General features: G+C 67.5%; 24 protein-coding genes and 1 riboswitch. Of the genes, 16 read left to right on the top strand and 8 right to left on the bottom strand.

The window, feature by feature from the left end:
- Positions 1-11 precede the first annotated feature (11 nt).
- Positions 12-1,595 (bottom strand): gamma-glutamyltransferase family protein, encoded by a 1,584-nt coding sequence (locus tag L1087_RS09345; RefSeq protein WP_234558646.1) that lies wholly within the window; start codon positions 1,593-1,595, stop codon positions 12-14.
- 88 nt (positions 1,596-1,683) lie between these two features.
- A complete protein-coding gene (gene fbp / locus L1087_RS09350) occupies positions 1,684-2,775 on the bottom strand; it encodes a fructose-1,6-bisphosphate aldolase/phosphatase (protein WP_234558647.1) in 1,092 nt (363 codons plus the stop codon).
- A gap of 164 nt (positions 2,776-2,939) precedes the next feature.
- Between fbp and L1087_RS09355 the strand changes: the two genes are divergently transcribed.
- From L1087_RS09355 to L1087_RS09390, 8 genes are read left to right on the top strand one after another with little or no spacing between them, the layout of a single operon-like run.
- The gene (locus tag L1087_RS09355; protein ID WP_135260972.1) at positions 2,940-3,515 is read left to right on the top strand and encodes a TetR/AcrR family transcriptional regulator; all 576 of its coding nucleotides are present in this window, start codon (positions 2,940-2,942) and stop codon (positions 3,513-3,515) included.
- A complete protein-coding gene (locus L1087_RS09360; RefSeq protein ID WP_234558648.1) occupies positions 3,502-4,638 on the top strand; it encodes an acyl-CoA dehydrogenase family protein in 1,137 nt (378 codons plus the stop codon). Before L1087_RS09355 ends, L1087_RS09360 begins: the two co-directional genes overlap by 14 nt.
- A 13-nt stretch (positions 4,639-4,651) precedes the next feature.
- Positions 4,652-5,905 carry a serine hydrolase domain-containing protein gene (locus L1087_RS09365; RefSeq protein ID WP_234558649.1) on the top strand — a complete coding sequence of 418 codons (1,254 nt, stop codon included), beginning with the start codon at positions 4,652-4,654 and terminating at the stop codon, positions 5,903-5,905.
- Complete coding sequence (locus L1087_RS09370) at positions 5,905-6,675, top strand: SDR family NAD(P)-dependent oxidoreductase (protein ID WP_038042495.1); 771 nt, start codon at positions 5,905-5,907, stop codon at positions 6,673-6,675. Before L1087_RS09365 ends, L1087_RS09370 begins: the two co-directional genes overlap by 1 nt.
- Positions 6,675-7,118 (top strand): MaoC family dehydratase, encoded by a 444-nt coding sequence (locus tag L1087_RS09375; protein WP_234558690.1) that lies wholly within the window; start codon positions 6,675-6,677, stop codon positions 7,116-7,118. Before L1087_RS09370 ends, L1087_RS09375 begins: the two co-directional genes overlap by 1 nt.
- Positions 7,115-7,474, top strand: coding sequence for a PaaI family thioesterase (locus tag L1087_RS09380; protein WP_038042497.1), 360 nt, complete (start codon positions 7,115-7,117; stop codon positions 7,472-7,474). The genes L1087_RS09375 and L1087_RS09380 overlap by 4 nt, the downstream gene beginning before the upstream one ends.
- A 24-nt stretch (positions 7,475-7,498) precedes the next feature.
- Entirely contained in the window at positions 7,499-9,106 is a 1,608-nt protein-coding gene (locus L1087_RS09385; RefSeq protein ID WP_234558650.1) for a long-chain fatty acid--CoA ligase, read from the top strand.
- The gene (locus L1087_RS09390) at positions 9,106-9,864 is read left to right on the top strand and encodes an SDR family oxidoreductase (RefSeq protein ID WP_234558651.1); all 759 of its coding nucleotides are present in this window, start codon (positions 9,106-9,108) and stop codon (positions 9,862-9,864) included. Before L1087_RS09385 ends, L1087_RS09390 begins: the two co-directional genes overlap by 1 nt.
- 103 nt (positions 9,865-9,967) lie before the next feature.
- Here the strand turns inward: L1087_RS09390 and thiD are convergent, their stop codons facing one another.
- Complete coding sequence (thiD, locus tag L1087_RS09395) at positions 9,968-10,744, bottom strand: bifunctional hydroxymethylpyrimidine kinase/phosphomethylpyrimidine kinase (RefSeq protein WP_038042499.1); 777 nt, start codon at positions 10,742-10,744, stop codon at positions 9,968-9,970.
- A gap of 17 nt (positions 10,745-10,761) precedes the next feature.
- Here thiD and L1087_RS09400 point away from each other — a divergent pair, with 17 nt between their 5' ends.
- Positions 10,762-10,929, top strand: a complete 168-nt coding sequence (locus L1087_RS09400; RefSeq protein ID WP_234558652.1) for a hypothetical protein — start codon at positions 10,762-10,764, stop codon at positions 10,927-10,929.
- On the opposite strand, the gene thiC is transcribed toward L1087_RS09400, so the two are convergent.
- Genes thiC through thiE form a run of 5 tightly spaced genes read right to left on the bottom strand, consistent with a single transcriptional unit; the run spans position 10,926 to position 14,791 of the window.
- The gene (gene thiC / locus L1087_RS09405) at positions 10,926-12,257 is read right to left on the bottom strand and encodes a phosphomethylpyrimidine synthase ThiC (RefSeq protein ID WP_234558654.1); all 1,332 of its coding nucleotides are present in this window, start codon (positions 12,255-12,257) and stop codon (positions 10,926-10,928) included. The two genes, L1087_RS09400 and thiC, sit on opposite strands and share 4 nt — an antisense overlap.
- On the bottom strand, positions 12,254-13,207 hold the full coding sequence (locus tag L1087_RS09410) for an NAD(P)/FAD-dependent oxidoreductase (RefSeq protein ID WP_234558656.1): 954 nt from the start codon (positions 13,205-13,207) through the stop codon (positions 12,254-12,256). The genes thiC and L1087_RS09410 overlap by 4 nt, the downstream gene beginning before the upstream one ends.
- The gene (locus L1087_RS09415; protein WP_038042504.1) at positions 13,204-13,989 is read right to left on the bottom strand and encodes a thiazole synthase; all 786 of its coding nucleotides are present in this window, start codon (positions 13,987-13,989) and stop codon (positions 13,204-13,206) included. Before L1087_RS09415 ends, L1087_RS09410 begins: the two co-directional genes overlap by 4 nt.
- Positions 13,990-14,184, bottom strand: coding sequence for a sulfur carrier protein ThiS (gene thiS, locus L1087_RS09420; RefSeq protein ID WP_015717078.1), 195 nt, complete (start codon positions 14,182-14,184; stop codon positions 13,990-13,992). It lies immediately after the preceding gene.
- Positions 14,171-14,791, bottom strand: coding sequence for a thiamine phosphate synthase (gene thiE / locus L1087_RS09425; protein ID WP_038043581.1), 621 nt, complete (start codon positions 14,789-14,791; stop codon positions 14,171-14,173). The genes thiS and thiE overlap by 14 nt, the downstream gene beginning before the upstream one ends.
- Before the next feature lie 94 nt (positions 14,792-14,885).
- A riboswitch (TPP riboswitch) is annotated at positions 14,886-14,995 on the bottom strand.
- Positions 14,996-15,118: 123 nt separating this feature from the next.
- Here thiE and L1087_RS09430 point away from each other — a divergent pair.
- The 7 genes from L1087_RS09430 to sat are packed head-to-tail and all read left to right on the top strand — an operon-like array spanning position 15,119 to position 21,435.
- On the top strand, positions 15,119-16,849 hold the full coding sequence (locus tag L1087_RS09430) for a nitrite/sulfite reductase (protein WP_234558658.1): 1,731 nt from the start codon (positions 15,119-15,121) through the stop codon (positions 16,847-16,849).
- A 12-nt stretch (positions 16,850-16,861) separates the two neighbouring features.
- Positions 16,862-17,620 (top strand): uroporphyrinogen-III synthase, encoded by a 759-nt coding sequence (locus tag L1087_RS09435; protein WP_234558660.1) that lies wholly within the window; start codon positions 16,862-16,864, stop codon positions 17,618-17,620.
- Positions 17,617-18,267, top strand: coding sequence for a precorrin-2 dehydrogenase/sirohydrochlorin ferrochelatase family protein (locus tag L1087_RS09440; RefSeq protein ID WP_234558662.1), 651 nt, complete (start codon positions 17,617-17,619; stop codon positions 18,265-18,267). The genes L1087_RS09435 and L1087_RS09440 overlap by 4 nt, the downstream gene beginning before the upstream one ends.
- The gene (locus L1087_RS09445) at positions 18,255-18,923 is read left to right on the top strand and encodes a phosphoadenylyl-sulfate reductase (RefSeq protein ID WP_234558664.1); all 669 of its coding nucleotides are present in this window, start codon (positions 18,255-18,257) and stop codon (positions 18,921-18,923) included. The genes L1087_RS09440 and L1087_RS09445 overlap by 13 nt, the downstream gene beginning before the upstream one ends.
- 3 nt (positions 18,924-18,926) lie before the next feature.
- On the top strand, positions 18,927-19,667 hold the full coding sequence (locus tag L1087_RS09450; protein WP_038043582.1) for a sulfite exporter TauE/SafE family protein: 741 nt from the start codon (positions 18,927-18,929) through the stop codon (positions 19,665-19,667).
- Complete coding sequence (gene cobA / locus L1087_RS09455; protein WP_135343900.1) at positions 19,660-20,382, top strand: uroporphyrinogen-III C-methyltransferase; 723 nt, start codon at positions 19,660-19,662, stop codon at positions 20,380-20,382. The genes L1087_RS09450 and cobA overlap by 8 nt, the downstream gene beginning before the upstream one ends.
- Complete coding sequence (gene sat, locus L1087_RS09460; protein WP_038042518.1) at positions 20,383-21,435, top strand: sulfate adenylyltransferase; 1,053 nt, start codon at positions 20,383-20,385, stop codon at positions 21,433-21,435. It abuts the gene before it with no gap.
- The last annotated feature ends 102 nt before the right edge of the window (positions 21,436-21,537 follow it).

A 21,537-nucleotide genomic window follows, 5' to 3' on the forward strand; every position in this document is an offset into this window, starting at 1 on the left:
TGGCTCTAACCCTACCACCCCAAGGCCAACCCTTCGGCCCTGGGGTCAGAGGCTGCCACCAAGGCCCCCTTCTCCCGGAGAATCACCTGGCCCCGCCCGAAGAAGCCGTACTCCACCTCATAACGCACCCGGTGCCCTAGGTCCTTGAGGAAGTGGGCCGTGGCCTGAGGGATGCCGGGCTCCAAGAGCACCTCGTCCCCACCCCGCCCCGGCACCACCTGCCAGCGGGGCCGGTCCAAGGCGGCCTGGGGGTTCAGGCCCTGGGCCAGGGCCAGGACCACCTGCACGTGCCCCTGGGGCTGCATGAACCCCCCCATGACCCCAAAGGGCCCCAGCGGCCTCCCCTCCCGGGTGAGGAAGCCGGGGATGATGGTGTGGTAGGGCCGTTTCCCCGGTCCCACCCGGTTGGGGTGCCCCGCTTCCAGGGAGAAGCCCAGCCCCCGGTTCTGCAGGGCGATGCCCGTACCCGGGATGAGGATTCCCGAGCCGAAACCCTGGTAGTTGGACTGGATGAGGGACACCATCACCTCCCCGTCCGCCGCCGCAAGGTACACGGTTCCCTCAGGCCTGAGCCCCGGGAGGACCTGGGGCAGGGCCCGCTCCCCGATGAGCTTCCGGCGTTCGGCCACATAGTCTGCGGCCAGGAGGGCCTGGGGAGGAAGCTCCAAGAACCTGGGGTCGGCCACGTGGCGGAAGGCGTCCGCCAGGGCCAGGCGCATGGCCTCGATCTGCAGGTGGTAGCTGAGAGGGTCCTCGGGCCTGAGGTCGAACCCCTCCAGGAGGGCCAGGGCCAGGAGGGCGGCGAGGCCTTGGCCGTTGGGGGGAAGCTCGTGCACCGTAAGCCCCCGGTAGGTGTAGGCCAGGGGTTCCACCCATTCCGGGCTGTGGGCCGCCAGATCCTCCCGCGTCAGAAGACCCCCGGTGGCCTCGCTGAACCCGGCGATGGCTTCCGCCAAGGGGCCCCGGTAGAGGCTTTCCCCGTAGCTTTCCGCAATCTCCCGCAGGGTGCGGGCGTGGAGGGGGCTATGCCACACCTCCCCCGCCCGGGGAGCCCGGCCTCCGGGAAAGAAGACCTCCTGGAAGGGGCGGAACTCGGGACCCTTGAGGGGAAGGTAAACCCCCTCCGCCCGCTGCCAGGCACGTGCCGTCTCCGGGCCCACGGGAAACCCCTCCTCCGCATAGCGGATGGCCGGGGCCAGCACCTCGGCAAAGGGAAGCCTCCCCCAGCGCTCATGCAGGGCCCGCCACCCCGAAACCGCCCCCGGCACCGTCACCGGGAGCCAGCCCCGCTCCGGCATCCCCCCCTCCGGCACCCTTTCCGGGGTGAGGGCCAAAGGGCTTTTCCCCGAGGCGTTCAGGCCGTGCAGCTTCCCGTCCCACACCTGGGCGAAGAGGTCCCCCCCGATGCCGTTGGAGGTGGGTTCCACCACCGTGAGGCAGGCGGCCATGGCGATGGCCGCGTCCACCGCGCTTCCCCCCTTGAGAAGCATCTCCATCCCCGCCAGGGCCGCTAAGGGCTGGCTGGTGGCCACCGCGCCCCGCCGACCCAGCACCACATGGCGGCGGGAGGGGTAGGGATAGTGGGTGAGGTCCATGGGGCTTACTGTACAGCGGCCTTGGGCCTGTAGTTATGTGCTAAGCTTCACGATTAAAGTGCTTGTGCTTTCCGTCTTTCCTTTGCCGTTAGGAAAACTCCCGTTCCAACTCCCTAAGCCGCTCGGCGATCCCCGTGTACTCCAGCTCCTCCATGGGCAGCATGGCCGGGCCGTAAAAGCCCTGGCGGCGCATCTCCTGGGCCTTCTCCACCACCCTAGCCCGCACCGCATCCCAGACGGGGTCCCCAAAGAGATCCACAGGCTCGGAGAGCCTTCCCTCCCTGAGGGAAAAGACAAGCCCGCACACCATGGGCACGCAGAAAAAGCTGGAGGCAGGGGTGTTGGCCTTGACCGGCATGAGGGGCAGATGGTGGCTTCCCCGGGTGTCCCCCGCCACAAAGGGGGCCAGGGCAAAGGGGGGGCCGAACTCCTCCGTGGCGGGGAAGATCTTCTGGGTGCGAACGATAGCCACGGGATCGTCCTTACCCACGTAGCGCCCGGCGATGTTGCGCAAGCGGGTGGTGCTCACCACCGCGGCGATCTCCCCGTAGCGCCGGGACCAGATGGACTCTATCCCAAAGCGGTGGGAATCCCGGAGCAAAGCGGCGATGTCATAGAGCCTTTCCGGGGCGTCCAGCTCAATGTAGCTATCCCTCTCTGTCTGGGCCAGGTCCATGATGCGGAAGCGGAAACCCGGGCGCAACTCCGAGGAGAGCAGGAGGCCCGAAGAGTACATGGGATCGGCAAAGGCCAGGTAAAGGGGCAGGTTGAAGGCCCCGGGCTCGGTCTTATCGGCGGCCAGAACCATGAAGGGCTCGGCGGGGCGTTCCTCAAACTCCATCTCCGCCACCTGGGGCCCCAGGCCGTGGAGGTTACCGGTGAAGGCGTCCTTCAAAAGGTCCTGTCCCGCTCCATAAAGCCCCTCCTCCTTGGCCACCTGGGTACCTTCCCGGAAGGCCTTCCACGCTAGCTCGTGGATGGAGGGGTGCCGAACCCCGTGGGTGTGCGAGAGGAGGAGGACGATATCGTCCCCGATATGAAACACATGGGCATCCTGAAGGAGGCGGCCCACCTCCTCCCGCACCACCTCCTCTACCCTGGCCAGGACCCTGCGGCTCGGTAGGGTGTGGCCTCCCACGGAACCAATGTCGGCCTTGAGGACGCTGAGCGTGACCTTCATAAGCCCCTCCTTTCGTTTCCATCCTTCCACGCTAATGGGCACTTTGGCAAGCCTGCTTCCGCCACGAGGCAGGAAAAGCTTGGAAACGTGGATGGAAGCCAGCGGGGATCTTGACACCCCACCCGCCCAGGGATAAAGTGGACTTACCGACCGGTCGGTGAGCTATGGTGACCACCACGAAGGACCGCATCCTGGAGGAAGCCGCAAGGCTCTTCACGCAAAAAGGCTACGAGGCCACCAGCGTCCAGGACCTGGCCGAGGCCCTGGGGCTTTCCAAGGCCGCCCTCTACCACCACTTTCGCAGCAAGGAGGAGATCCTCTACGAGGTGAGCCTCCTGGCCCTGCGGGGCCTGGTGGAAGCCGGGGAAAGGGCCCTCGGGGAGCCCGACCCCAAAAGGGCCCTCCTCGCCTTCATGCAGGGCCACGCCCGCTTCTTTGAGGAGAACTACCCCTTCTTCGTCACCATGCTCCAGGGCATCCAAAGCCTCTCCCCCGAGCGGCGGGCCCAGACGGTGGCCCTGCGCGACCGGCACGAGGGCAACCTGCGCCGGATCCTGCGCTGGGGAATGGAGGAAGGGGCCTTCCGCCAGGTGGACGTGGCCCTGGCCGGACGGGCCATCCTCTCCATGCTCAACTGGATGATCCGCTGGTTCCGCCCGGGAGGACCATTGCGGGCCGAGGAGGTGGCTCGGTTCTACTTTGAGCTTGTCCTAAAGGGGTTAGAAGATGGACGTTCCTGAACACAAGGAAATCCGTCAGCTGGCCCGGCGCTTCCTGGAAGAGGCAGGCCCCGCCTTGGCGGAATACGAGGCGAGGGAAGCCTTCCCTTGGCCCCTGGTGCGGCGCATGGGGGAGCTGGGCTTCCTGGGGGTCTTCGTGCCCGAAGAGCTCGGGGGAGCCGGGTTGGACTTCTGGGCCTACATCGCCCTCCTGGAGGAGCTGGGAGGCTACGCCTCCTTACGCTCCATCCTCTCCGTGCAACAAAGCCTGGTCCTCACCCCTCTCTTGGCCTACGGTACCCAGGACCAGAAGGAACGGTATGTGCCCAGGTTAGCGCGGGGAGAGGTCCTTGGCGCCTACGGGCTCACGGAGCCCGAGGCCGGGTCGGACGCGGGAAGCCTACGGACCCGGGCCTACCGGGACGGGGACCACTATGTGCTGGAAGGGCAGAAGACCTTCATCTCCCACGCCAACGTGGCGGAGGTCTTTCTCATTTTTGCTAAAACCGACCCCGAAAAGGGCAATAAGGGCATCACCGCCTTTTTGGTGGAGCGGAAAGACGGCGTGCGCACCACCCCCCTCAAGGGCAAGCTGGGCCTGAAGGCGGCGGATACGGGGATGGTCTTCCTGGAAGGGGTGCGGGTGCCCCAGGACCGGGTTCTGGGGAAGGAAGGGGAGGGCTTCAAAATCGCCATGGCCACCCTGGACACGGGGCGCATCTCCCTAGCGGCAGGAGCGGTGGGGCTGATGCAACGGGCCTTGGACCTGTCCCTAGGCTACGCCAAGGAAAGGCACCAGTTCGGACGGCCCATCGCCAGCTTCCAGCTGGTCCAGGCCCACCTGGCCCAGATGAAGCTGGACCTGGAAGCCAGCCGCCTCCTCACCTACCAGGCGGTGGCCAAGAAGCTACGGGGGGAGAGGTACACCTTGGAGGCAAGCATGGCCAAGCTCTTCGCCTCCGAGGCCGCCAACCGCGTGGCCTACCGGGCCATCCAGGTCCACGGGGGCTATGGCTTTTTCGAAGAGTATGAGGTGGCAAGGCTCTATCGGGACGCCCGCATCCTCACCCTCTACGAGGGCACGAGCGAGATCCAAAGGCTGGTGATCGGGGCCCACCTCACGGGGGTAAGGGCCTTCAGCTAAGGAGGTGAACGGCATGCAAGGCGCGAGCAGGTGGCTTTGGGCGGTAGGCCTTATCCTCCTGTCCCTGGCTTGGGCCCAAGTGCGGGAAGGGCTGGACCTCGGCGCTCTCAACGCCTTCAAGGCCCGCTTGGAGGGCGAGGTGGCCCAAGGAAGGCTTCCTGGAGCCGTGTTTCTGGTGGCACGGCACGGGCAAGTGGTCTATCACGAGGCCGTGGGCTACCTCGATCCCCAGACCCGCAGCCCCATGACCCGGGAGGCCATTTTTCGCATATATTCCATGACCAAACCCCTGACCTCAGCCTTGGCTCTAGCCTTGGCTGAAGAGGGGCGGCTCAGCCTCACTGATCCCATCCCCCTTTACCTTCCGGAGTTCCGCGAGGCGAAGGTAGGGGTGGAAAAACCAGGGCCAGGCGGTCAGCCTACCTTGGAACTCGTACCCGCTTCCCGTCCCATCACCGTCTACGACCTCCTCCGCCACACCTCGGGGATCACTTACGGCATCTTCTTTGACTCCCTGGTGAAGCAGGAGTACCGCAGGATGGGGGCCGACGCGGTGGACCAGACCCCAGAGGAATTTCTGGGCAAGCTGTCGCGCCTTCCCCTCCAGTTCCAGCCGGGCACGATCTGGGAGTACGGCAACTCCACCGACCTCCTGGGTCACCTCATGGAGCGCCTGACAGGCAAGAGCCTGGCGCAGCTTCTAGAGGAAAGGATCTTCAAACCCTTGGGCATGGCAGACGCGGGTTTCCTCGTGCCCCAGGAAAAGCAAAGTCGGATCGCGGAACCCTTTGCCATCGACCCCTTCACTAGGCAACCCACGCCTCCAGCCCTGGACGTGCGCCGATCCCCAAAGCGCCACTCGGGGGGTGCGGGCGCCGTGGCTACTGCCCTAGACTACTACCGCTTCCTGCAAGCCCTCCTCAACGGGGGAGAGCTGGGAGGAAGGCGCATTCTTTCCCCTAAAAGCGTCGCCCTGATGACCCAGGACCACCTGGGCCCCCTGTACCTGCCCTCCTTGCAACGGGGTGCACCCTACCTTCCCGGACCGGGGTACGGGTTCGGCCTCGGGGTGGCGGTGCGCCTGGCCGATGGCGGAAGCCCCCTCCCCGGAACCGCTGGCGATTATTACTGGGGAGGCCTTTTCGGAACATACTTCTTCGTGGACCCCAAAGAGAAGCTCATCGGGGTTTGGATGATGCAGAATCCAGGCGGGCGCACCTACTACGCCCAGCTCTTCCGGAGCGCCGTCTACGCCAGCCTTCGCTGATGGGAAGGCTAGAGGGCAAGACCATCTTGGTGACGGGAGCGGCCCACGGCATCGGCCGGGCGGCCCTGGAGGTTTTCGCCCGGGAAGGGGCTAGGCTGGTGGCGGTGGATTGGGAAGAGGAAGCCCTCTCGGAAGCGGTGGCCGTCCTCGAAAGCGAAGCTTTGGCCGTGCCCGCGGACGTGGCCGATCCCGAGGGGGTGGAGAGGGCTTTTGGGGAGGCCTTGGAGGAGTTCGGGGCGCTCCACGGGGTGGCCCACTTCGCCGGCATCGCCCATGCGGCTCTTTCCTGGAATATCTCCCTATTCGACTGGGAGCGGATCCTGCGGGTCAACCTCACAGGGAGCTTCCTGATAGGCAAAAAGGCGGGGGAGATCATGCGGGGAGGGGGCCTGGTCCTCACCGGCTCGGTGGCGGCCCTGGGGGCCTTTGGCCTCGCCCACTACGCCGCCAGTAAGGCCGCCCTCTTGGGCCTTACCCGGACCCTAGCCCTGGAGCTTGCCCCCAAGGGCATCCGGGTGAACCTCCTGGTGCCGGGCCTCATCGAAACCCGGATGACCGCGGGCCTGCCCGCCTGGTCCCGGGACCAGGAAATCGAGGCCTCCCCTCTCAAGCGGGCCGGGCGCCCGGAGGAGGTGGCCTACTCGGCCCTTTTCCTCCTTTCAGATGAGGCCAGCTTTATCACCGGCCAGGCCCTCTACGTGGATGGGGGGCGGTCCCTCGTGGGGCCGGGGGGCCTGCCCCCAGGGTTCGGAAGGAAGGAGGTGGCATGATGCCCCTGTACTTTGAAGACTTTGAGGTCGGCCAGCGCTTCACCACGGCAGGGCGGACGGTTACCGAGGCGGACGTGGTGAACTTCGCGGGAGTGTCCGGGGACTACAACCCCATCCACACCGACGCGGAGTTCGCCAAGGGCACCCCCTTCGGCCAGCGCATCGCCCATGGGCTTCTGGTCCTTTCCATGTTCACCGGCCTGCGGCAGCGCACCGGGGCCACGGACGGCACCCTCATCGCCTGGCTGGAGATCCGCAACTACAAGTTTCTCAAGCCCGTCCTCATCGGCGACACCATCCGCGGGGAAACGGAAATCCTGGAGAAGCGGGAGACCTCCAAGCCCGACCGGGGAATCGTGGTCCAGCGGGTCCGGGTCCTCAACCAGCGGGACGAGGTGGTGCAAGAGGGGGAGTTCGTGACCCTGATCCGGAGGCGGCCTTGAGCCCCTTCGCCCGTTGGTTCCAAGCCGAGGTCCGAAGGCGGGAAGGAGGGGAGGCCGAGCTCCTCCTGCCCGTACGGGAGGAGTTCTTGCAGGGCCAAGGCCTGGTGCACGGGGGGATCCTGGCTGCCCTCCTGGACAGCGCCCTTGGGCAGGCGGTGGAGAGCCTGGGGGTCAAGGTGGTCACCGCCGAACTCTCCGTGAACTACCTGAGGCCGGTGCGGGAGGGGGTGCTTTTGGCCCGGGGCTTCGTGGTGCACGCGGGAAAAAGGCTTTTTCACGCTGCAGGAGAAGCCTGGTTGGAGGGGGAGCGGGTGGCCTTCGCCAAGGGCACCTTCTACCGGGTGGACGGGGGGTAAACTGGCCCCCAAAGGAGGCAAAGGATGTTCCCCAGCACCATGATGGACGAGGACCTGAACCTTTGGGACTTCCTGGAGCGGGCGGCGGAGCTTTTCCCTCGGAAGGAGGTGGTTTCCCGCCTCCCCACGGGGGAGATCCACCGCACGGACTACGCTGAGGTCTACCGCCGGGCGCGGCGGCTCATGGGGGGCCTAAAGGCCCTGGGGGTGGGGGTGGGGGACCGGGTGGCCACCTTGGGGTTCAACCACTTCCGGCACCTGGAGGCCTACTTCGCCGTCCCCGGGATGGGGGCGGTGCTCCACACCGCCAACCCCCGCCTCTCCCCCAAGGAGATCGCCTACATCCTGAACCACGCGGAGGATAAGGTGCTCCTCTTTGACCCCCAGCTCCTCCCCTTGGTGGAAACCCTGAGGCCCGAGCTCAAGACCGTGCGCCACCTGGTGGTGATGGACGAGAAGGCGCCGGAAGGGTATCTGGCCTACGAGGAGGTCCTGGGGGAGGAGGTGGACCCGGTGCGGGTGCCCGAGCGGGCCGCCTGCGGCATGGCCTACACCACGGGGACCACTGGCCTGCCCAAGGGGGTGGTCTACAGCCACCGGGCCCTGGTCCTCCACACCCTGGCCGCGGGCCTTCCCGATGGGAGCGGCCTTTCGGAAAGGGATGTGGTCCTCCCCGTGGTGCCCATGTTCCATGTGAACGCCTGGTGCCTGCCCTACGCCGCCACCCTGGTGGGGGCCAAGCAGGTCCTGCCGGGGCCGCGGCTGGACCCCGCCTCCCTGGTGGAGCTCTTCGACGGGGAGGGGGTGACCTTCACCGCCGGGGTGCCCACGGTCTGGCTGGCCCTGGCCGACCACCTGGAGGGCACCGGCCACCGCCTCAAGACCCTGAAGCGCCTGGTGGTGGGGGGTAGCGCCGCCCCGAGAAGCCTGGTGGAACGGTTTGAGCGCATGGGGATCGAGGTGCGCCAGGGCTACGGCCTCACGGAAACCTCCCCGGTGGTGGTGCAGAACTTCGTGAAAAGCCACCTGGAGGACCTGCCCTGGGAAGAGAAGATCGGCCTCAAGGCCAAGACTGGCCTCCCCATCCCCCTGGTGCGCCTGCGGGTGGCGGACGAGGCGGGCCGCCCCGTGCCCAGGGATGGGAAAGCCATGGGGGAGGTCCAGCTGAAGGGACCCTGGATCACTGGGGGGTATTACCGGAACGAGGAGGCGAGCCAAAGCGCCCTCACCCCGGACGGCTGGTTCCGCACCGGGGACATAGCCACCTGGGACGAGGAGGGCTACCTGGAGATCAAGGACCGCCTCAAGGACCTCATCAAGTCCGGGGGGGAGTGGATCTCCAGCGTGGACCTGGAAAACGCCCTCATGGGCCACCCCAAGGTGAAGGAGGCGGCGGTGGTGGCCATCCCCCACCCCAAATGGCAGGAAAGGCCCCTGGCGGTGGTGGTGCCCCGGGGGGAAAAGCCTACGGAAGAGGAGCTTAGGGAGCACCTCCTGCGGGCAGGGTTCGCCAAGTGGCAGCTCCCGGATGCCTTCGTCTTCGTGGAGGAAATCCCCAGGACCAGCGCGGGCAAGTTCCTCAAGCGGGCCCTGAGGGAGCAGTACAAGGACCTTTTCCAAGGGGGTGGCTGATGTTCCTGGAGCAGTTTCGCCTGGACGGCAAAGTGGCCCTGGTAACCGGGGGGTCCCGGGGGCTGGGCCTCGAGGCCGCCCTGGCCCTCAAGGAGGCCGGGGCTAAGGTGGCGGTCCTGGCCCGGAGGGCCAGCTTCTTCGAGGAAGCCAAAAAGCACCTGGGGGAAGCCCTTTACCTGGAAGGGGATGTCCGGGACGAAGGGCGGCTTCTTGAGGTGGTGGACCAGGTGGAGCGGGAGCTCGGGCCCCTCACCATCCTGGTCAACGCCGCCGGCATCAGCTGGGGCGCCCCCTCCTGGGAGATGCCCGTGGAGAAGGTGCGGGAAGTGCTGGAGGTCAACCTGGTGGGAGCCTTCCTGGCCAGCCGCGCCGCCGCCCGGCGCATGCGGGAGCGGGGCTACGGCAAGATCCTCCACATCGCCTCCGTGGCCGGGCTCAAGGGGGAGCCCCCAGAGGTCCTGGACGCGGTGGGCTACGCCGCCTCCAAGGGCGGTCTCGTGGCCCTCACCCGGGACCTGGCGGTGAAGTGGGGCCGTTTCGGCATCCGGGTGAACGCCTTAGCCCCAGGCTTCTTCCCCACCCGCATGACGGAAAAGGTCCTCCCCCGGGTGGAGGCCCACCTCCAGGCCACCCTGCCCCTGGGGCGCCCGGGAAGGCCGGGAGAGCTGGGAGGGGCGGTGCTCTTCCTGGCAAGCCCGGCCTCGGACTACATCACCGGGGCGGTATTGCCCGTGGACGGAGGGGCCACGGCCCTTTGAGCTAAGCACCCGCGCACAAAGGCTGCCCCACCGGCCAAAGCCAAAGCGGCGCGCTCATGGCCTCTTGGGGCCCCCCGTCGGGGCGCAAGCCACGACGGGGTACTTAGGCGAAGTGGTTCAGAGGGCCGTGTCCGTGCCCCAGGCCGGGGGCGGTCTCCAGGGCCCGGGTGAGGTAGGCCTTGGCCTCCCCCACCGCCCCCTCGAGGGGCTTGCCCAAGGCCAGGAGGGCGGCGATGGCCGCGGAGAGGGTGCACCCGGTGCCGTGGGTGTGCCGCGTGGGCACCCTAGGGGCGCGGAAGGCGAGGACCCCTTCGGGGGTGGCCAGGAGGTCCACCGCCTCCTCCCCTTCCAGGTGCCCCCCCTTGAGGAGGACGGCCCGGGGGCCCAAGTCCAAGAGATCCCGGGCCGCCTCCTCCGCCTCCCGCAGGGTGCGGATGGGCCGTTGCAGGAGGGCCTCGGCCTCCAGGCGGTTGGGGGTGATGAGGGTCGCCAGGGGGAAGAGCCTGGCCTTCAGGGCCTGCACCGCCCCCGGGGCCAGGAGGGGGTCCCCGCCCTTGGCCACCATCACCGGGTCCACCACCAAGGGCGCGATGCGGAAGCGGGCCACCGCCTCGGCCACGGCCTCCACGATGGCGGCGTCCCCCAAGGCCCCGGTCTTGGCGGCGTGGACGGGGAGGTCTTCGGCCACGCTCTGGATCTGGGCATAGACCAGCTCTGGGGGAAGGAGCTCCAGCCTTTGCACCCCCAGGGTGTTCTGGGCGGTGACCAGGGTGAGGGCGCTGGCCCCGTAGACCCCGAAGCGGAAGAAGGTCTTGAGGTCCGCCTGCACCCCGGCCCCGCCCCCGGAGTCGGAGCCGGCGATGGTAAGCGCTACCTGCATGCCTCACCTCGGGCATAATGCGGACGGCCTTCGCCGTGGCCGATATCCACCTGCGCCTTTACGGTTTCCGGCTTACCCTTAGCGACGAGGAGGCCTTCACCCTGGCGCTGGAGGTCGCCCGGTGCCGTCAGGAGGTGGGGAGCGTGGCCGAAGCTTTTCGTCAGCATCCCGACCCCCCGCCCTAGCCCACGGGGTCGTGGGCGTAGGGTGCACCCCGAAGCTCCATCCGGGCCTTGCCCCGTAAGACCGCCTCCACCAGGTTCATGGGGCAGAAGGGGCCGCACATGCTGCAGGCCTTGGTCCTGGAGCCCCGCTCCTCCTTGAGGCGGCGGGCCTCCTCGGGAAAGAGGCAGAGGGCGAACTGCCCCTCCCAGTCCAGGCGGTAGCGGGCCTCGGACATCCTTCGGTTCCGCTCCAAGGCCCTGGGGTTCCCCCGGGCCACGTCCGCGGCGTGGGCGGCGATCTTGAAGGCGATCACCCCCTCCTTCACGTGCTCCGGGGTGGGCAGGCCCAGGTGCTCCGCCGGGGTCAGGTAGCAGAGCATGTCCGCCCCCATCCAGCCCGCCAAGGCTCCCCCGATGGCCCCGGCGATGTGGTCGAAGCCGGCCGCGGTGTCCACGGGGAGCATGCCCAGGATGTAGAAGGGGGCGTGGCCCGTGAGCTTCTTCTGGATCTGGACGTTGGCGGCCACCTCGTTCAAGGGGATGTGCCCCGGTCCCTCCACCATGGCCTGCACCCCCGCCCGCCTCGCCCGTTCCACCAGCTCCCCGATGGTGAGGAGTTCGGCGATCTGAGCCCGGTCGGTGCTGTCCGCCAGGGAGCCGGGCCTGAGGCCATCCCCCAGGGAGAGGGTCATGTCGTAGGTGCGGGCGATCTCCAGGAGGTCGTCAAAGCGGGCGTAGAGGGGGTTTTCCTCACCCCGGTGGAGCATCCAGGCGGCCATGAGGCCTCCTCCCCGGCTCACGATCCCCGTGGTCCGGGAGGAATTCCGGTAGACCTCCAGGTTCCTCAGGGTAACCCCCACGTGCACGGTGATGTAGTCCACCCCCTGCCGCCCGTGCTCCTCGATGACCCCGAAAAGCTCGTCCGCGGACATGTCGAAGAAGCTCTTCCTCTTGGCGGCGCGGAACTCGGCCTCGTAGATGGGCACGGTGCCCAGGGGAACCGTGGCCACCTCCAGGATTCTTTCCCGGATGGCCTTCAAGTCCCCCCCCGTGGAGAGATCCATGATGGTGTCCGCCCCGTACTGGATGGCCACCCGGGCCTTCGCCACCTCCTCCTCGAGGTCCACGTAGTCGTAGGAAGTACCCAGGTTGGCGTTCACCTTTACGCTAAGCCCCTCCCCGATCCCCTTGAAGTCCCGAAGGGTGCGGTGGTTGGGGTTCCGGGGAATCACGATCCGCCCCGCCGCCACCCCTTCCCGCACAAACTCCGGGGAAACCCCCTCCTTCTCCGCCACGTAGGCCATTTCCTCGGTGATGAGGCCCTTCCTTGCCGCTTCCAGCTGGGTCATGGTTTTACCCCCATAAGCTCCAGAATCCTTGCCGCCGTCCAAGGGGCCAGGAGGACGCCGTTCCTCCCGTGGCCCACCGCCGCGTAGACGCCCTCCTGCACCTCCCCCACGAGAAGCTCCCCCACCGGCCGGTAGCCCCATAGGGCCTCCCGGAACCGGGCCCCCTCAAGTAAGGGAAAGCGCTCGTGGGCGTAGTCCGCAAGCCACCTGAGGCCGAAGAGGTCCACCCCCGGGGCCCAGCCCTCCCGCCCCGTGGCCCCCACGTACACCCCGCCCTCCCGGGGCAGGAGGTAGCCGTCCCCGGCGAAGAGGGGTAGGGGGGGCGGCGTCCCCTCCAGGAGCAAGGCCTCCCCCTTCAAGGGGCGCACCCCCAGGCCGAACCGGCCGCCCCAGGCGCCCACGGCCAGGAGAAGGTAACGGGCCCGGGCGGCCAAGGGCTCCTCAGGGGAAGCACCCCGCCGCCTTCCCCGCACCTCCCCTTCCCTCACCTCCTCCACCTCCGCGTGGAGGAGGGGGGTTCCCATGGCCTCCAAAGCCCGCAGCAGGGCTTGCCGCAACCTCCTAGGGTGCACGTACCCCCCGGGGAAGGTGCGCACCCCCCTTCCCCCCCGCACCGGGTAGGCAAGGGGCTCCCGGGCTTCCCAGGCCTCCTCTTCCCTTGGGGAAAGGGCCACCACCTGGGTCCCGGCGAAGTCCGCCCCCAGCGGCAAGCCCAAACCCCCAAGCTCCGCCAGGAGGTCGGGATAGCGCTCCAGGCCGAAGAGGGCCGCCTCCAAAACCTCCCCGGAGAGCCCCTCGGGGTAGGGGGCCAGCATCCCCGCGCTGGCGGAGGTGGCCGCCCCCTCCTTGCCCGCGTCCAGGAGGAGGACCTCGAGGCCCCGCTTCCTGAGCTCGTAGGCGGCCAGGGCCCCGATGATCCCCGCCCCTACCACGATGACGTCCGCCTTCACCGCCCGGGCCCTCCCAAGGGAACCCCCTCCGTGGGGCTGCTGGGGCTCGCCCCCTCCCTGGGCCGCATGGGCCCCGCCAGGTAGGCCCTCCTCCCCGCCTCCACCCCCAGGCGGAAGGCCTCGGCCATGGCCACGGGGTCCTTGGCCTCGGCGATGGCGGTGTTGACCAGCACCGCATCCAAGCCCAGCTCCAGGACCTCAGCCGCGTGGGAGGGGAGGCCCAGGCCCGCGTCCACCACCACCGGGGGCAAGGAGGCCCGCTCCCGGGCGAAGAGCTCCAAAAGGGCCCGGGTCTTCACCCCCCAGCCGGAGCCGATGGGGGCGGCCAGGGGCATCACCGTGGCCGTGCCCAGCTGGGCCAGCCTTCGGGCCAGGACCAGGTCCGGGCCGATGTAGGGCAGGACCAAAAAGCCCTCCGCCAACAGGGCCTCCGCCGCCTTCAGGGTCTCCACGGGGTCGGGGAGGAGGTAGGTGGGGTCGGGGATCACCTCCAGCTTCACCCAGCGCTCCCCGGTGAGGGCCCGGCCCAGGCGGGCGATCCTCAGGGCCTCCTCCGCGGTGCGGGCCCCGGCGGTGTTGGGAAGAAGCCGCACCCCCTCCAGGGCCTCCAGAAGCCCCACGTGCCCGGGCATCCTGGCCTCCACCCGGCGGATGGCCACGGTGACCACCTCCGCCCCCGCCGCCTGGATGGCCTCCCGCATTACCCCGAAGTCCCGGAACTTGCCCGAGCCCAGGATGAGGCGGCTCCTTAGCTCCACATCCCCTACCTTCCAGGTGTCCATCTAGCCTCCTTGCATGAGGGTGACCACCTCCACCACATCCCCTTCCTTCAGGACGTGGTGAGGAAGCTCCCGCCCCGGGTAGGCCTCCTCGTTGAGGAGGACCGCCACCCGGGAAAGATCCACGTCCAGCTCCTCCAGAACCTCCCTCAGCGTTTTGCCCTCGAGGGGCTTAGCTTCCCCGTTAAGCCACACCATAAAGCCGCTCCCTGAAGGCCCTGGCCGCCCTTTCCGGGTCCTCCGCGTCCAGGATGGCCCGCACCACCACAACCCGGCGCGCACCAGCCTCCAAAACCTCCCCCAGGTTCTCCAGGGTGATGCCGCCGATGGCGTACCAGGGCCTTTCCCCCAGGTTCTCCCGGGCCCAGCGCACATAATCCAGGCCCGCCGCCGGCCGGCCCGGCTTGGTGGGGGTCTCCCAGACCGGGCCCACGGAGAGGTAGTCCACTCCCTCCTCGAGGGCCTTTAGGGCCTGCTCCGGAGCGTGGGTGGAGCGGCCCACCATCCCCCCGAAGAAGCGCCGGGCCTCCCCCGGGGTGAGGTCGCCCTGCCCCAGGTGCACCCCATCCGCTCCCAAAAGGGCCGCCAGGTCGGGCCGGTCGTTGAGGAAGAAGGGCACCCCGTAGCGCCGGGCCAGGGAGAGCATCCTCTCCCCCAGGGCCAGGGTAGGCCGGGCCTCCCAGTCCTTGGCCCGAAGCTGCAAAACTTCCGCCCCACCCGCCAGGGCCCGTTCCGTCCGATCCAGTACCTCCTCCATGGACCAACCGGGCCTCGGGGTCACCACCAGGTAGAGCCTTCCCAGCAAGCTTTCACCTCCCCAGCGCATGTGCCCTACGGGTAAAGCCTCAAGCGGAGATCCAGGGCCCACGCGGCCTGGGGAGAGGTCGGTTTGTAAGGGGATTCTTCCGCATAGGCTTCCCTCCGCCGGCATTACCCGGATCAGGTTCCAAGGGTTGCTGGGAGAAACCCAGCTCTCAGCCCCTCCCTTGGGGCACCCCTAGCCTGCCCCCTCACTATACCACGTGGGGGGCTTGGAAAAGTGGGCCGGGGCACGGGGAATATACCCTTGACTTTCATAGACTCAATGGTATATCATTCCGGGCAACCCCCGGCCGGGGGGAAAGGAGGCAGGATGGCAGGGCTGAGCGCCGAAGTGGAGGCCGAGATCCAGCATCTGGAGGCCATGATCGCCCGCCTCGAGGCGGGGGCGGAAGACCCGGAGGACTTCCGCGTCTTCCGCCTGAAAAACGGCATCTACGGCATCCGGGGACGGCCCGAGCACCACATGGTGCGCATCAAGCTCCCCGTGGGCCGGGTGAGCCCAGAGGCCCTAAGGGTTCTGGCAGACGTGGCGGAGCGGTATGCAGAAAACCGGCTGACCCACGTAACCACCCGGCAGGCGGTGCAGCTCCACCACGTGCACCGAAGGGACGTACCCCACGTCCTCCGAGCCGTAAACAGGGTGGGCCTCACCACCCGCGAGGCCTGCGGCCACTCCATCCGAGCCATCACCTGCTGCCCGTACGCCGGAGTTTCCCCTGAGGAGCCCTTTGACGTGACTCCCTACGCCGAGGCCGCCTACCGCTACTTCCTCCGCCACCCCGTGGGGCAGAACCTGCCCCGCAAGTTCAAGATTGCCTTTGAGGGGTGCGCCACCGACCATGCCCATACCCCCATTCACGACATCGGGGTGGTGGCCGCGGTGGAGGGGGGCAAAAGGGGCTTCCGCCTTTACGTGGGCGGGGGCTTGGGAGCCGCTCCCATGAGCGCGGAGCTCTTGGAACCCTTTACCCCAGAGGAGGACCTCCTCCCCACCATGCTGGCCATCATCCGCCTCTTTGACCGCTACGGCAACCGCAAGGTCCTCACCCAGGCCCGGCTTAAGTTCCTGGTGAAGCGGTGGGGCATCGCCGCCTTCCGGGAGGCGGTGCGGGAGGAAAGGCGGCTGGTTAAGCTCACCGCCAACGGGGAGGACCTGAGGGCCTGGCAACCGCCCCAGGACCCCCCGCTCCCTCCTCTCCCCTCCCCCCCCAGGAAGCCCTTCAGCTTCGCCCCAGGCTTTGAAGACTGGCGCCGCACCAACCTCTTCCGGCAAAAACAGGAAGGCTTCTACACGGTTTTGGTGCGCCTTCCCTTGGGGGACATCGCCCCGGAGGGCCTGAGGGCCCTGGCCGACATCGCCGAGACCTACGCCGCCGAGGTAAGGAGCGCCATCAGCCAGAACCTCCTCCTGCGCTTCGTGCCGGAAGAGGCCCTAGGGGGGCTTTACGAGGCCCTCCTTAAGGCGGGCCTGGCCCACCCCTACGCCCACACCGTGTTGGACATCACCCGCTGCCCCGGGGCCGACACCTGCAACCTGGCCATCACCCACTCCCGCGGGCTGGCCCAGGCCCTGGAGGCCCAGCTCTCTTCGCTTCCCTTAGTCCACGACCCGGGGGTGCGTTCCTTGAGCCTGAAGATCTCCGGGTGCCCCAACTCCTGCGGCCAGCACCACATCGCTGACATCGGCTTCTACGGGGCAAGCCGCAGGATGGGGGAACGAGAGGTACCCCACTACGTCCTCCTCCTGGGAGGCCGCACCCGGGAGGGGGAGGCCCGTTTTGGCCAGGTAGTGGCTCGGATTCCTGCCCGGCGCACTCCTGAGGCGGTGGAAAGGATCCTGAAGCGCTACCAGGAGGAGCGGGAGCAGGGCGAAAGTTTCCAGGCTTATTTGGACCGGGTGGGAGCCGCCTCCTTCAAGCCCCTTCTCGAGGACCTCCAGACCATTCCTTCCTATGAGGAAGCCCCAGAGTACTACCAGGACCTGGGGGCGGAAGGGGAAACCTTCCGGGTGCAGCTAGGCCGTGGGGAGTGCGCGGTGTAAGGGAGGTTGGGGATGCGCATCGCCTATGCCGGTCTCAGAAGGAGGGAAGAGTTCAAATCTCTGGCGACAAAGCTAGGCTTAATGCCCCTCCTTCTCCCTGTTCAGGCCACGGAAAAGGTATCCGTTCCCGAATACCAGGACCATCTCCGGCGGCTGGGAGAAGGGGTGGATCTCTTCGTGGCCACCACCGGGATAGGGGTAAGGGAGCTTTTGGAAGGAGGGCGGGTTTTGGAACTAGACCTGAAGGGGAGCCTGGAGAATGCCCTCCGCTTGGCCCGGGGGACCAAGGCCGCCCGGGTACTCAGGGACCTAGGGCTTGCCCCTCATGGGGTAGGAGACGGAACCACGCCAAGCCTTTTGCCTCTCCTACCCCAGGGACCCGGAGTGGCCGCCCTCCAGCTTTACGGCAAGCCCCTACCCCTCCTGGAACAGGCGTTGGAGGACAGGGGCTATGAGGTTCTCCCCCTCATGCCTTACCGTCACCTGCCGGACCCTGAGGGGATCCGCCTTCTGGAGGAGACCATTTTGGCCAAAGAGGTGCAAGCGGTAGCCTTTGTAGCCGCCATCCAGGTGGAGTTCCTGTTTGAGGGAGCCCGGAACCCCTCGGAGTTGAGGAGAACCTTCCAGCACGAGGTAAAGGCTCTGGCCGTGGGCCGGGTTACCGCGGATGCCTTAAGGGAGTGGGGGGTGCAGCCCTTCTACGTGGATGAGCAGGAGCGGCTAGGAAGCATGCTCCAGGGCTTCTTACGCCTGTACCGGGAGGGGGCATGACCTACTTTCCCCTCATGCTGAACCTGAGGGGCAGGCCGGTTCTCCTAATCGCCGGCGGCCCGGAGACGGGGGCCAAGCTCCAGGCCCTCTTGGAGGCCGAGGCCCAGGTCACCGTCCTGGCCCAAGAGGACCATTGGAATCTGGCGGGCTTGGCCAAGGAGGGAAGGATCCGCTGGCTTCCCCGCGGTTATCGGCAAGGGGACCTCGAGGGCTTCTTCCTGGTGGTAAGCCATCCCCAAGACAAGGGGATCCATCCCCAGGTAAAGGCAGAGGCGGAAAGGCGAAGGGTGTTTTTGGTGGCGGTGGATGACCCGGAAAACGCCACCGCCATCCTCCCCGCCGTGGTGCGAAGGGGGGAGTTGGTGGTGGCCCTTTCCACCTCTGGGGCTGCCCCTGCCTTGGCAGTGCGCCTAAAGGAGCGTTTTCTCCGGCTTTTGGGTCCAGAGTACGGGGAACTTGTAGCCTACCTGCGCCACCTTAGGCCACGGATAGCGGAGATCCCCTGCTTCGAAGAGCGTAAGCGGCTTTGGTACCGCCTTGTGGATTTGGCCTTAGAGGAACTCGACCTGGATCCGGAAGCCAGCCTGGCCAGGGCCAAGGAAAAGGTGGAGGAAGTGCTTGCGGAGGTTCAGCCATGGACAAGGTAACAAGCGCCAAGGCCCTTATCCGGCACGCCCTAGCGGAAGGCCAAAAACCCTGCTTCACGTGCAGTTTCCAAGCAGAAGACGTGGTGGTGCTCCATCTCCTCTTGGAGGAAAAACCCGAAATCCCCGTCCTCTTCCTGGACACCGGCTACCACTTCCCGGAGGTCTACGCCTACCGGGATGCCCTAAAGGAGAAGCTCGGCTTCCAGCTCGTAAACCTCTCCCCAAGCCTTTCTCGAGAGGAGCAGGAACGCCTCTACGGGAAGCTCTACGAGACCGACCCCACCCGTTGCTGCCAGATCCGCAAGGTGGACCCGCTATTCCGGGCCCTCGAGGACTACGACACCTGGTTCACCGGGCTTAGACGGGAGCAGTCCCCCACCCGGGCCGGCCTGCAACCGGTGGAGGAGGCCCGCCTTCCCAGCGGCCACCGCCTGCGCAAGGTCAGCCCCCTCTACGACTGGACCCTGAAGGAGGTCTTCGCCTACCTGGCGGTGGCGGAAATCCCCCACCTCCCCCTTTACGACGAGGGCTATCTCTCCATCGGCTGCGCCCCCTGCACGCAAAAGCCCCTGAACCCCGAGGACCCCCGCTCCGGCCGCTGGGCGGGCAAGGGCAAGCTGGAGTGCGGCATCCACCTGCACGGAAAGGAGGGGTAGATGATGGTCTTTTTCCTGGGTTTCCTCATCGCCTTGGCGATCGGGGTCACCGGGGTGGGGGCCGGTACCCTGACTGCGCCCCTTCTCATCCTGGCCCTGGGTCTGTCTCCGGAGGTAGCAGTGGGCACCGCCTTGTTGTTCGGTTTTCTCGTAAAGGTCCCCGCCGGGCTGGTCTACCTCTGGCGGGGCCAGGTCTCGGCAAGGGCCCTCGGCCTTCTTCTTCTGGGAGGACTTCCTGGTGTGCTTCTGGGGAGCCTGCTCCTGGTCCGCCTCAAGGAGGCCAGGGATATGGTTCTCTTCCTGGTGGGGCTCACCGTGGCCCTTTCAGCAGGACTCAGCCTTTACCGCACCTTCCGCGGTCTCCAGGTAAGCCAGGAGAAGCCCCGCCTTTTGCCGTTAGGAGGCTTCGGCATTGGCCTCGAGGTGGGGTTCTCCTCCGCCGGGGCCGGGGCCCTGGGCACCCTCCTTCTCCTCCACGCCACCCGCCTTCCCCCCCAACGGGTGGTGGGGACGGATATCCTCTTCGGTCTAGCCCTAGCCCTTCTGGGGGGCGGGGTACACCTGTACTTCGGCCAGGTGGAACCCAGCCTCCTCCTCCTACTGAGCGTCGGTGGGGTGCTAGGCGCCGCCCTAGGTGCCCTTTTGGCCACCCGGGTACCCACGAAGCCTTTACGGTTGGCGCTATACCTGTGGCTTCTCTTCATCGGGGTACAGCTGGTCTACCGGGGGGTAGCCCATGGGTAAGGTCTTCCTGGTAGGAGCGGGCCCTGGGGACCCTGAGCTCCTTACCCTCAAGGCCTACCAGCTTCTAAGGGAAGCCCCGGTGGTCCTCCACGACCGGCTGGTGGACGAGAGGATCCTCTCCCTGGCCCCGGGGAGGAAGGTCTACGTGGGGAAGGAAGAGGGAGAAAGCGTCAAGCAGGAGGAGATCCACCGCCTCCTCCTTGCCTACGCCCGCGCCTACCCCTTCGTGGTGCGCCTCAAGGGGGGGGATCCCTTCGTCTTCGGCCGGGGCGGGGAGGAGCTCCTCTTCCTCCTGGCCCACGGCATCCCTGTGGAGGTGGTCCCCGGGGTGACGAGCCCCCTCGCCTTGGGGCTTCCCCTCACCCATCGGGGCCTGAGCCCGGGGTTCGCCGTGGTCTCGGGGGTCTTGGAAGGAGGGGGCTACCCGGACCTTAAGCCCTTTGCCCAGGTTCCCACCCTGGTGGTCCTCATGGGGGTAAAGCGGCGGACCTGGTTGGCCAAGGAGCTGATCCGGCTGGGGAGGAGGCCGGAGGAGCCCGCCCTCTTCGTGGAACGGGCCACCACCCCCAAGGAGCGGCGGGTGCGGACCACCCTGGGGGCGGTGGCGGAGGGCGAGGTGCAGGTCTGCCCTCCAGCGGTCTGGGTGGTGGGGGAGGTGGTGCGGGCCTTTGGCACGACGGGGAACAGGTTGGAGAGGTTGGCCGCGGAGGTCTAGATGACGGACGCCCTACCCCAGGTGGAGATCGGCGAGGACGAGCGGCTGGACTTGGAGAACCTGGCCACAGGGGCCTTCCACCCCCTGCGGGGGTTCATGACCCGGGAAGAGGCCCTCTCGGTGGCGGAGGCCATGCGCCTGCCCTCGGGAGAGGTATGGACGATCCCCATCCTGCTCCAGCTCCCGGAGAAACCCCGGGTGGGCCGGGGGGACCAGGTGGTCTTGGTCCACCGGGGGGAAAAGGTGGCCCTGCTCCAGGTGGAGGAAGCCTACGCCCTGGACCTCGAGGCCCTGGCCCGGGCCGTCTTCGGCACGGAAAGCCCCGCCCACCCCGGGGTGCGGAGGCTCTTGGCCAAAGGGCCCTATGCCCTGGGGGGCAGGGTGGAGGTCCTCAGGTGGCGGCCTCGAGGGCCTCTGGAAAAGACCCCGGAGGAGGTGCGGGGGTTCTTCCAGGAGCGGGGCTGGCGGAAGGTGGTGGCCTTCCAGACCCGCAACGCCCCCCACCGGGCCCACGAGTACCTAATCCGCCTGGGGTTGGAGATGGCCGACGGGGTTCTGGTCCACCCCATCCTGGGGGCCAAAAAGGAGGACGACTTCCCCACCGAGGTCATCGTGAAGGCTTACCAAGCCCTCATCGAGGGATTCTTACCCCAGGACCGGGTGGTCCTCTTCGGCCTCGCCACCCCCATGCGTTACGCGGGTCCCAAGGAAGCAGTCTTCCACGCCCTGGTGCGCAGGAACTTCGGGGCCACCCACTTCTTGGTGGGCCGGGACCACGCGGGGGTGGGGGATTTCTACGACCCCTACGCCGCCCACCGCATCTTCGACCAGCTCCCGCCTCTGGGCATAGAGGTCCTGCGCGTGGGAGCGGTCTTCTTCTGCCCCCTCTGCGGGGGGATGGCCTCGGAAAAGACCTGCCCCGAGGGGCACCGGGAGAAGCGGCTAAGCGTCAGCATGACCCAGGTGCGGGCCCTCTTGCGGGAGGGCCGGGCCCCGCCCCCCGAGCTGGTGCGCCCCGAGCTCGTGCCCATCCTGCGGGAAGGGGTCCGGTAGCGTCCCACCCTTCTCAGGCCAGGATATGCCCCCAGGGTTCCCATCTGGGGCGCGAAGCCGCGGGAAGGCCAAGGCCCCCCGCCGATGCCCTCTCCCCGCTGG

The organism is Thermus tengchongensis (assembly GCF_021462405.1).
Lineage (GTDB): Bacteria > Deinococcota > Deinococci > Deinococcales > Thermaceae > Thermus > Thermus tengchongensis.

What these genes read in the sequence shown, in the direction of transcription:
- thiD (WP_038042499.1), bottom strand. Translation starts at nt 10,744, where the DNA reads ATGCAGGTAGCGCTTACCATCGCCGGCTCCGACTCCGGGGGCGGGGCC.
- thiS (WP_015717078.1), bottom strand. Translation starts at nt 14,184, where the DNA reads ATGGTGTGGCTTAACGGGGAAGCTAAGCCCCTCGAGGGCAAAACGCTG.
- thiC (WP_234558654.1), bottom strand. Translation starts at nt 12,257, where the DNA reads ATGACCCAGCTGGAAGCGGCAAGGAAGGGCCTCATCACCGAGGAAATG.
- fbp (WP_234558647.1), bottom strand. Translation starts at nt 2,775, where the DNA reads ATGAAGGTCACGCTCAGCGTCCTCAAGGCCGACATTGGTTCCGTGGGA.
- L1087_RS09385 (WP_234558650.1), top strand. Translation starts at nt 7,499, where the DNA reads ATGTTCCCCAGCACCATGATGGACGAGGACCTGAACCTTTGGGACTTC.
- L1087_RS09430 (WP_234558658.1), top strand. Translation starts at nt 15,119, where the DNA reads ATGGCAGGGCTGAGCGCCGAAGTGGAGGCCGAGATCCAGCATCTGGAG.
- L1087_RS09390 (WP_234558651.1), top strand. Translation starts at nt 9,106, where the DNA reads ATGTTCCTGGAGCAGTTTCGCCTGGACGGCAAAGTGGCCCTGGTAACC.
- L1087_RS09445 (WP_234558664.1), top strand. Translation starts at nt 18,255, where the DNA reads ATGGACAAGGTAACAAGCGCCAAGGCCCTTATCCGGCACGCCCTAGCG.
- L1087_RS09415 (WP_038042504.1), bottom strand. Translation starts at nt 13,989, where the DNA reads ATGGACACCTGGAAGGTAGGGGATGTGGAGCTAAGGAGCCGCCTCATC.
- sat (WP_038042518.1), top strand. Translation starts at nt 20,383, where the DNA reads ATGACGGACGCCCTACCCCAGGTGGAGATCGGCGAGGACGAGCGGCTG.
- cobA (WP_135343900.1), top strand. Translation starts at nt 19,660, where the DNA reads ATGGGTAAGGTCTTCCTGGTAGGAGCGGGCCCTGGGGACCCTGAGCTC.
- L1087_RS09440 (WP_234558662.1), top strand. Translation starts at nt 17,617, where the DNA reads ATGACCTACTTTCCCCTCATGCTGAACCTGAGGGGCAGGCCGGTTCTC.
- L1087_RS09370 (WP_038042495.1), top strand. Translation starts at nt 5,905, where the DNA reads ATGGGAAGGCTAGAGGGCAAGACCATCTTGGTGACGGGAGCGGCCCAC.
- L1087_RS09360 (WP_234558648.1), top strand. Translation starts at nt 3,502, where the DNA reads ATGGACGTTCCTGAACACAAGGAAATCCGTCAGCTGGCCCGGCGCTTC.
- L1087_RS09365 (WP_234558649.1), top strand. Translation starts at nt 4,652, where the DNA reads ATGCAAGGCGCGAGCAGGTGGCTTTGGGCGGTAGGCCTTATCCTCCTG.
- L1087_RS09375 (WP_234558690.1), top strand. Translation starts at nt 6,675, where the DNA reads ATGCCCCTGTACTTTGAAGACTTTGAGGTCGGCCAGCGCTTCACCACG.
- L1087_RS09435 (WP_234558660.1), top strand. Translation starts at nt 16,862, where the DNA reads ATGCGCATCGCCTATGCCGGTCTCAGAAGGAGGGAAGAGTTCAAATCT.
- L1087_RS09450 (WP_038043582.1), top strand. Translation starts at nt 18,927, where the DNA reads ATGGTCTTTTTCCTGGGTTTCCTCATCGCCTTGGCGATCGGGGTCACC.
- L1087_RS09355 (WP_135260972.1), top strand. Translation starts at nt 2,940, where the DNA reads ATGGTGACCACCACGAAGGACCGCATCCTGGAGGAAGCCGCAAGGCTC.
- L1087_RS09345 (WP_234558646.1), bottom strand. Translation starts at nt 1,595, where the DNA reads ATGGACCTCACCCACTATCCCTACCCCTCCCGCCGCCATGTGGTGCTG.
- L1087_RS09400 (WP_234558652.1), top strand. Translation starts at nt 10,762, where the DNA reads ATGCGGACGGCCTTCGCCGTGGCCGATATCCACCTGCGCCTTTACGGT.